The 6,499-nt window shown below is 71.8% G+C and carries 4 protein-coding genes; 2 read left to right on the top strand and 2 right to left on the bottom strand.

Annotation, left to right across the window (positions count from 1 at the left end; all coding sequences use genetic code 11):
* Positions 1-363 precede the first annotated feature (363 nt).
* On the bottom strand, positions 364-3,273 hold the full coding sequence (gene secA / locus GA0070562_RS09495) for a preprotein translocase subunit SecA (protein WP_091418733.1): 2,910 nt from the start codon (positions 3,271-3,273) through the stop codon (positions 364-366).
* A 169-nt stretch (positions 3,274-3,442) separates the two neighbouring features.
* On the opposite strand from secA, the gene GA0070562_RS09490 reads away from it, so the two are divergent.
* Positions 3,443-4,600 carry a GNAT family N-acetyltransferase gene (locus GA0070562_RS09490; RefSeq protein WP_091418731.1) on the top strand — a complete coding sequence of 386 codons (1,158 nt, stop codon included), beginning with the start codon at positions 3,443-3,445 and terminating at the stop codon, positions 4,598-4,600.
* Positions 4,597-5,703: a GNAT family N-acetyltransferase gene (locus tag GA0070562_RS09485; RefSeq protein WP_091418728.1), complete on the top strand. Its 1,107-nt coding sequence runs from the start codon at positions 4,597-4,599 to the stop codon at positions 5,701-5,703. Before GA0070562_RS09490 ends, GA0070562_RS09485 begins: the two co-directional genes overlap by 4 nt.
* A gap of 42 nt (positions 5,704-5,745) precedes the next feature.
* Here the strand turns inward: GA0070562_RS09485 and hpf are convergent, their stop codons facing one another.
* The gene (hpf, locus tag GA0070562_RS09480; protein WP_091418726.1) at positions 5,746-6,390 is read right to left on the bottom strand and encodes a ribosome hibernation-promoting factor, HPF/YfiA family; all 645 of its coding nucleotides are present in this window, start codon (positions 6,388-6,390) and stop codon (positions 5,746-5,748) included.
* Positions 6,391-6,499 lie beyond the last annotated feature (109 nt).

Below are 6,499 nucleotides of genomic sequence, written 5' to 3'. Positions count from 1 at the left end.
CCCGGCTCCCGGCTCCCGGCTCCCGGCTCCCGGCTCCCGGCAGATCTTGGTACCAAGCGGCCCCCACAGGGGCCCTTTCCCACCAAGATCTCCACCGCTCCCACCAGGCGGAACGTCAATCTTGCTTGACGGGAGGCGCGTTGCACCAACCAGCCGAACGAGCACCTCCGGCCCACGCCCGCACCTCCACCGGCGCCGATCTTGCACTTTCGGCCCACCGATAACGGCATGAATCGGGCACGATGAGGGCCAAAACTGCAAGATCGCGGGGGCAGGTAGGGCGGTGGGGACGGGCGGGGCGGGGCGGGGACGGGGACGGGCCCCGGCCGGAAGGCCGGGGCCCGTCGGGGCGCTCGTTCGGGGTCAGTTGCCGCCGTTGGGCGAGCCGTGGCAGCGCTTGTACTTACGGCCCGAGCCACACGGGCAGGGCGCGTTACGGGACGGGCCCTCGCCGCCGTCGACCTGACCCGGCGCGGCCCGCCGGGCGGTGCTCGCGGCGACCGCCTGGCCGCTCGCCCCGGCCGCCGCACCCGGAGTGCGGCGCGGCGTGGAGGCGGCCGGGCGCTCCGAGGACTGCTGGCCGATGCCGAGCGCCGGGGCCTGCTGCTCGGGCCGCTCGATCACCGGGGCGCCCCGGCCGGCCTCGCCGTCCACCGACGGTGCGGAGTATTGCAGGCCCTGCTGCTGCGGCGTGCGGTTGAGACCCTTGGCCCGGATCTCCACCGGCTTCTCCAGCAGTTCCACCTCCTCGGCCTCCGGCTCCGCCTCCTCGACCTGCACGTCCAGGTTGTAGAGGAAGCCGACCGTCTCCTCCTTGATGCCGTCCATCATGGAGGCGAACATGTCGAAGCCCTCGCGCTGGTACTCGATGACCGGGTCGCGCTGGGCGTACGCCCGCAGGCTGATGCCCTCCTGCAGGTAGTCCATCTCGTAGAGGTGCTCGCGCCACTTGCGGTCGATCACCTGGAGCAGGACCATCCGCTCGAGCTGGCGTACCGCCTCCTCGCCGAGGTTCTCCTCACGCCTGTCGTACGCGGCGTGCGCGTCCTCCTTCAGGCGGGCGAGCAGGAAGTCCTGGTCGATGCCGGAGCGGGAGCCGACCTCCTCCTCCAGCTCCTCGACGGTGATGCCCACCGGGTAGAGCTGCTTCAGGCTCGACCACAGCTGGTCGAGGTCCCAGTCCTCGGCGTAGCCGTCGCTCGTCGCACCGACCACGTACGCGGTCACCACGTCGTCGATCATGTTGCGGACCTGGTCGGACAGGTCCTCGCCGTTGAGCACCCGGAGGCGCTCGGCGTAGATCACCTGGCGCTGCTTGTTCAGCACCTCGTCGTACTTGAGGACGTTCTTGCGGATCTCGGCGTTCTGGCCCTCGATCTGGGCCTGGGCGCTCCTGATCTGGCGGGTGACCATCTTCGACTCGATGGGCACGTCCTCCGGGATGTTGAAGCGGTCCATCACGGCCTCGACCGCGCCGGCCCGGAAGCGCTTCATCAGCTCGTCCTGCAGCGACAGGTAGAAGCGGGACTCGCCCGGGTCACCCTGTCGGCCGGCGCGACCGCGCAGCTGGTTGTCGATCCGGCGGGACTCGTGCCGCTCGGTGCCCAGCACGTAGAGCCCACCGGCGGCGCCGACCTCCTCCGCCTCGACGTCGCACGCCTGCTTCCAGGTCGGGAGGATCTCCTCCATCGCCTTGGCGTACTCCTCCGGCTGCTCGACCGGGTCGAGCCCGCGCTGGCGCAGCTCGTTCGCGGCGAGGAACTCGGGGTTGCCGCCGAGCAGGATGTCCGTACCGCGGCCCGCCATGTTGGTCGCGACGGTGACCGCGCCCTTGCGCCCGGCCTGCGCGACGATCTCCGCCTCCTTGGCGTGGAACTTCGCGTTCAGCACCGAGTGCGGGATGCCGCGGCGGCGCAGCATGTGCGACAGGATCTCGGAGTTCTCCACCGAGACGGTGCCGACCAGCACCGGCTGGCCCTGCTCGTGCCGCTCGGCGATGTCCTCGACGACGGCGTTGAACTTGGCCTTCTCGGTCTTGTAGATGACGTCGGGCCGGTCGAGCCGGACCATCGGCCGGTGCGTCGGGATGGTCACGACGCCGACCTTGTAGACCTTGTTGAACTCGCCCGCCTCGGTCTGGGCGGTACCGGTCATGCCGGAGAGCTTCTCGTAGAGGCGGAAGTAGTTCTGGAGGGTGATGGTGGCCAGGGTCTGGTTCTCCTGCTTGATCTCCACCCCCTCCTTGGCCTCGATCGCCTGGTGCATGCCCTCGTTGTAGCGGCGGCCGTGCAGGATGCGGCCGGTGAACTCGTCGACGATCAGGACCTCACCGTCGTTGACGATGTAGTCCTTGTCGCGCTTGTAGAGCTCCTTGGCCTTGATCGCGTTGTTCAGGTAGCCGACCAGCGGGGTGTTCACCGACTCGTAGAGGTTGTCGATGCCCAGGCGGTCCTCCACCTTGGCGACGCCGCGCTCGGTGATCGCGATGGTGCGCTTGGCGTAGTCGACCTCGTAGTCGCCCTCGCCGTCGGTGCCGGGCTGGAGCCGGGCCACCACCGTGGCGAACTCCTGGTACCACCGGGCGGAGTGCTCGGCCGGACCGGAGATGATCAGCGGGGTACGCGCCTCGTCGATCAGGATCGAGTCGACCTCGTCGACCACGGCGAAGAAGTGGCCGCGCTGGACCAGCTCGTCCTTCGACCAGGCCATGTTGTCGCGCAGGTAGTCGAAGCCGAACTCGTTGTTGGTGCCGTAGGTGATGTCGCACTCGTAGGCCGCGCGGTGCTCGGTGGCGGGCCGGTTGGGCAGCACCACGCCGACCTGCAGGCCGAGGAACTCGTGGACGCGGCCCATCCAGGCGGCGTCGCGCTCGGCCAGGTAGTCGTTCACCGTGATCACGTGCACGCCCTTGCCGGCGAGCGCGTTCAGGTAGACCGGCATGACCGAGGTGAGCGTCTTGCCCTCACCGGTCTTCATCTCGGCGATGTTGCCGAAGTGCAGCGCCGCGCCACCCATCACCTGGACGTCGTAGGGGCGCTGGCCGAGCACCCGCGAGGCGGCTTCCCGGCACACGGCGAAGGCCTCGGGCAGCAGGTCGTCGAGGGTCTCGCCATCCTCGAGCCGCTCCTTGAACTGGTCGGTCATGCCGCGCAGCTCGTCGTCGCTGAGGTTGACGTAGTCGTCCTCGATCGAGTTGACGGCGGCAGCGATGGCCTTCAGCCGACGCACCATGCGGCCCTCGCCGGCGCGAAGGAACTTTTCCAGAATCGACACGGATCAACGCTCCCCTAGACGGTCTCGAACCATCGTAGGCGCTCGGAGGCGACGATGGTCACTGGTGGCGGCGGTCCGGGCTCCGGAACCCGACATAACACCGCGACCTCGCGCCACCGGCCGCTAATCGGGTTACGCCGTGCGCGAACGATCCGGCACGATGGCTCGAATGGAGCCTGTGGAGATCATCGAGGACGGCCTACTGCTGCGCCCGTGGGGCGCGGAGGACGCCGACGCGGTGTACCGCGCCTGCCAGGATCCGGACATCCAGCGCTGGACCACCGTACCTCGCCCGTACCTGCCGGAGCACGCGACCGAGTTCGTCACCACGATCAGCGCCACCGCCTGGGCCGAGGGCACCGCGGCGCAGTTCGCGGTCTGCGACGCCGGCACCGGCGAGCTGCTCGCCTCGACCGGCCTGGTCTCCGTCGACCGCGCGCTGGACTCGGCCGAGGTGGGCTACTGGACCGCGCCGTGGGCCCGGGGCCGGGGCGTCGCGGTACGCGCCACCCGCGCGCTCGCCCGCTGGGCGTTCGACGCGCTCAAGCTGCGCCGCCTCACCTGGCAGGCCGAGATCGGCAACCACGCCTCCCGGCTGGTCGCGCTGCGGGCCGGCTTCCGGATCGAGGGTGAGCTGCGGCTGGCCCACCCCAGCCCCGGCGGCCGTCCGGAGGGCTGGATCGGCTCCCTGTTCCCGGCCGAACTGGCCGCGCCCGGTGACCCGGCCCCCTACGGCCCGGACACGCTCCAGGCCCGCCGGGCGGCGGTCTTCGGCCGGCCGCAGCCGGTCCTGTTCGCCACCGCCGGGGGCACCGAGCTACGGCTGCGTGCGCTGGAGGAACGCGACCTGGCCGAGGTGACCCGCACCTGCCAGGACGAGCAGACCGTCCGCTGGACCACGGTGCCGCACCCGTACCGGCCGGAGCACGCCGAGAGCTTCCTGCGCGACCTGGTGCGCCCGGCCTGGGCGCGGGGAACGGCCGCGACGTTCGCCGTCGCCGACCCGGACGACAGCTACGTCGCCTCGATCGACCTGCGTCTGCTGCCGAACGACCCGCTGGTGGCCGACGTGGGGTACATGACCGCGCCGTACGCCCGCGGCCGGGGTTACCTGCCGGCCGCTCTCGCCGCGGTCTGCGCCTGGGGCTTCACCACGCTCGGCCTGGCCCGGATCGAGTGGCGGGCGAACGTGGGCAACACCGCCTCGCGGCGGGCCGCCGAGAAGGCCGGCTTCACCGTCGAGGGCACGCTGCGCGGCGGCGTCCAGCACCGCGGCGAGCGGCAGGACGTCTGGATCGGCGCGCTGCTGCCGGGCGACCAGGCATGACCCCGGACACGATCGAGGGGTACGGCGTACGGCTGCGGCCGTGCCACCTCGCGGACGTGCCCGAGATGGTGGCCGGGTGCTCCGATCCGGAGATCCGCCGGTTCATGCCCCTGCTGCCCGACCCGTACGACTCCGAAGCCGCCCGCTGGTGGATCACCGAGGGCGCGCCCGCGGCGTGGGCGGCGGGCGGCGCCGCGTACACGATCGCCGACCCGGCGACCGACCGGCTGCTCGGCAGCATCGGGCTGACCCGGCTCAGCGCGGAGCGGGCCACGTACGAGATCGGTTACTGGGTCGGCCCGGCGGCGCGCGGCCGGGGCGTGGCGAGCACCGCCACCCGGCTGCTGACCGAGCGGGCGTTCGCCGCCGGGGCGGCCCGTCTTGAGCTGCTCACCCGCGTCGACAACGTGGCGAGCCAGCGCATCGCGCTCGCCTGCGGCTACCGGCACGAGGGCGTACGCCGGGCGGCGGGCGCGGACGGCGACGGCGTACGTCAGGATCTGATCGCCTGGGTGCGGCTGGCCGACGACCCGCCGGGCCCGGTCGCCCGCCTGCTGCCGGACCTGCCGGACGGCCGGCTCACCGACGGCGTGGTGACGCTGCGCCCGGTGGAGCCGGCGGACACGGACGCGCTGTTCCGGCTGCACTCGCTGCCGGAGGTGGTGGCGAACCGGGTGCCACCGGTGCCGCCGGAGCGGGCGGCGCTCGCGCGCCGCTGCCGGCTGGCGGCGAGCCGCTGGCTGGCCGGCGAGGCCGCCGACCTGGCGATCCTCGACGCGGCCACCGGCACTGTCGTCGGCGGCTGCGCGTTGTTCTACGACGAGCCGGCCACCGGGCAGGCCATGCTCGGCTACAGCCTGCTGCCCGAGGCGCGCGGGCGCGGGCTGGCGGCCCGCACGGTCCGGCTGGTCGCCGGGTGGGCGTTCGGCATCGGGGTGGCCCGGCTGTGGGCCGGCACCCGGCCGGACAACTTCGGCTCGCAGCGGGTACTGGAGCGGGCCGGCTTCCGGCGGGAGGGGCTGTTGCGCGGCCGGCTGCCCGGCCCGGACGGCGCCCGTGTCGACTCGGTGGTCTACGGCCGGCTCGCCACCGACGAGAACTGAGGACGGACCCCTGCGCGGGGCCCGTCCTCGCCGGTCAAGGGGTCACGTGTCGAGCTGGATGATCCCGTAGTCGTACGCGTGCCGCCGGTAGACCACGCTCGGGCGGCCGGACTCCTTGTCCTGGAACAGGTAGAAGTCGTGGCCGACCAGTTCCATCTGGAACAGCGCGTCGTCGACGGTCATCGGTTCGGCGGGGTGGACCTTCGCCCGCGCGATGTGCCACGGCTGGTCGTCGGGTTCGGTGTAGCCGCTCTCGTCGGGGCGTTCGGCGACCGCTGTGGCGGTGCCGTGGCCGTCGAGCGCCGCCAACCCTGGGCCGTCGAGATCGGCCACCGGCAGGCCGGCTGTCGCGGCGGCCACGGAGATCGGCGCGTGCCGCCCGCGGTGCACCCGGCGACGGTCCGCCGCGCGGCGGAATCGCGTGTCCAGCTTGGCGATTGCGGCGTCGAGCGCGCTGTAGAAGTCGTTCGTGCAGGCCTCGGCCCGGATCACCGGGCCGCGCGTCACGCACGTGATCTCCACCCGCTGGCAGGTGTCCGCCTGGCGTGGATTGCGCTCGTGGAACAACTCGACGTCCACGCGAATGAGCTTCTGGTCGTAGCGTTCGATCTTCGCGAGCTTCTCGGCTACGTGCACCCGGTAATGGTCCGGCACTTCGACGTTACGGCCCTTGACCACGATGTCCACGTGACCTCCCTTGTTCGGACGGTCGTTCGGTCCGGATCATCCGGTCGACGCACCCGGGAGGGCCCCGCTCGGCGTCGACCGGTGTTGTTCGGCTACGCCTCCTTCCAGT

It is taken from the genome of Micromonospora tulbaghiae (genome assembly GCF_900091605.1).
In the GTDB taxonomy this organism is placed as follows: domain Bacteria; phylum Actinomycetota; class Actinomycetes; order Mycobacteriales; family Micromonosporaceae; genus Micromonospora; species Micromonospora tulbaghiae.
The sequence above is the reverse complement of the archived record's forward strand: the minus strand, read 5'-3'. Positions and strand labels throughout refer to the sequence as shown.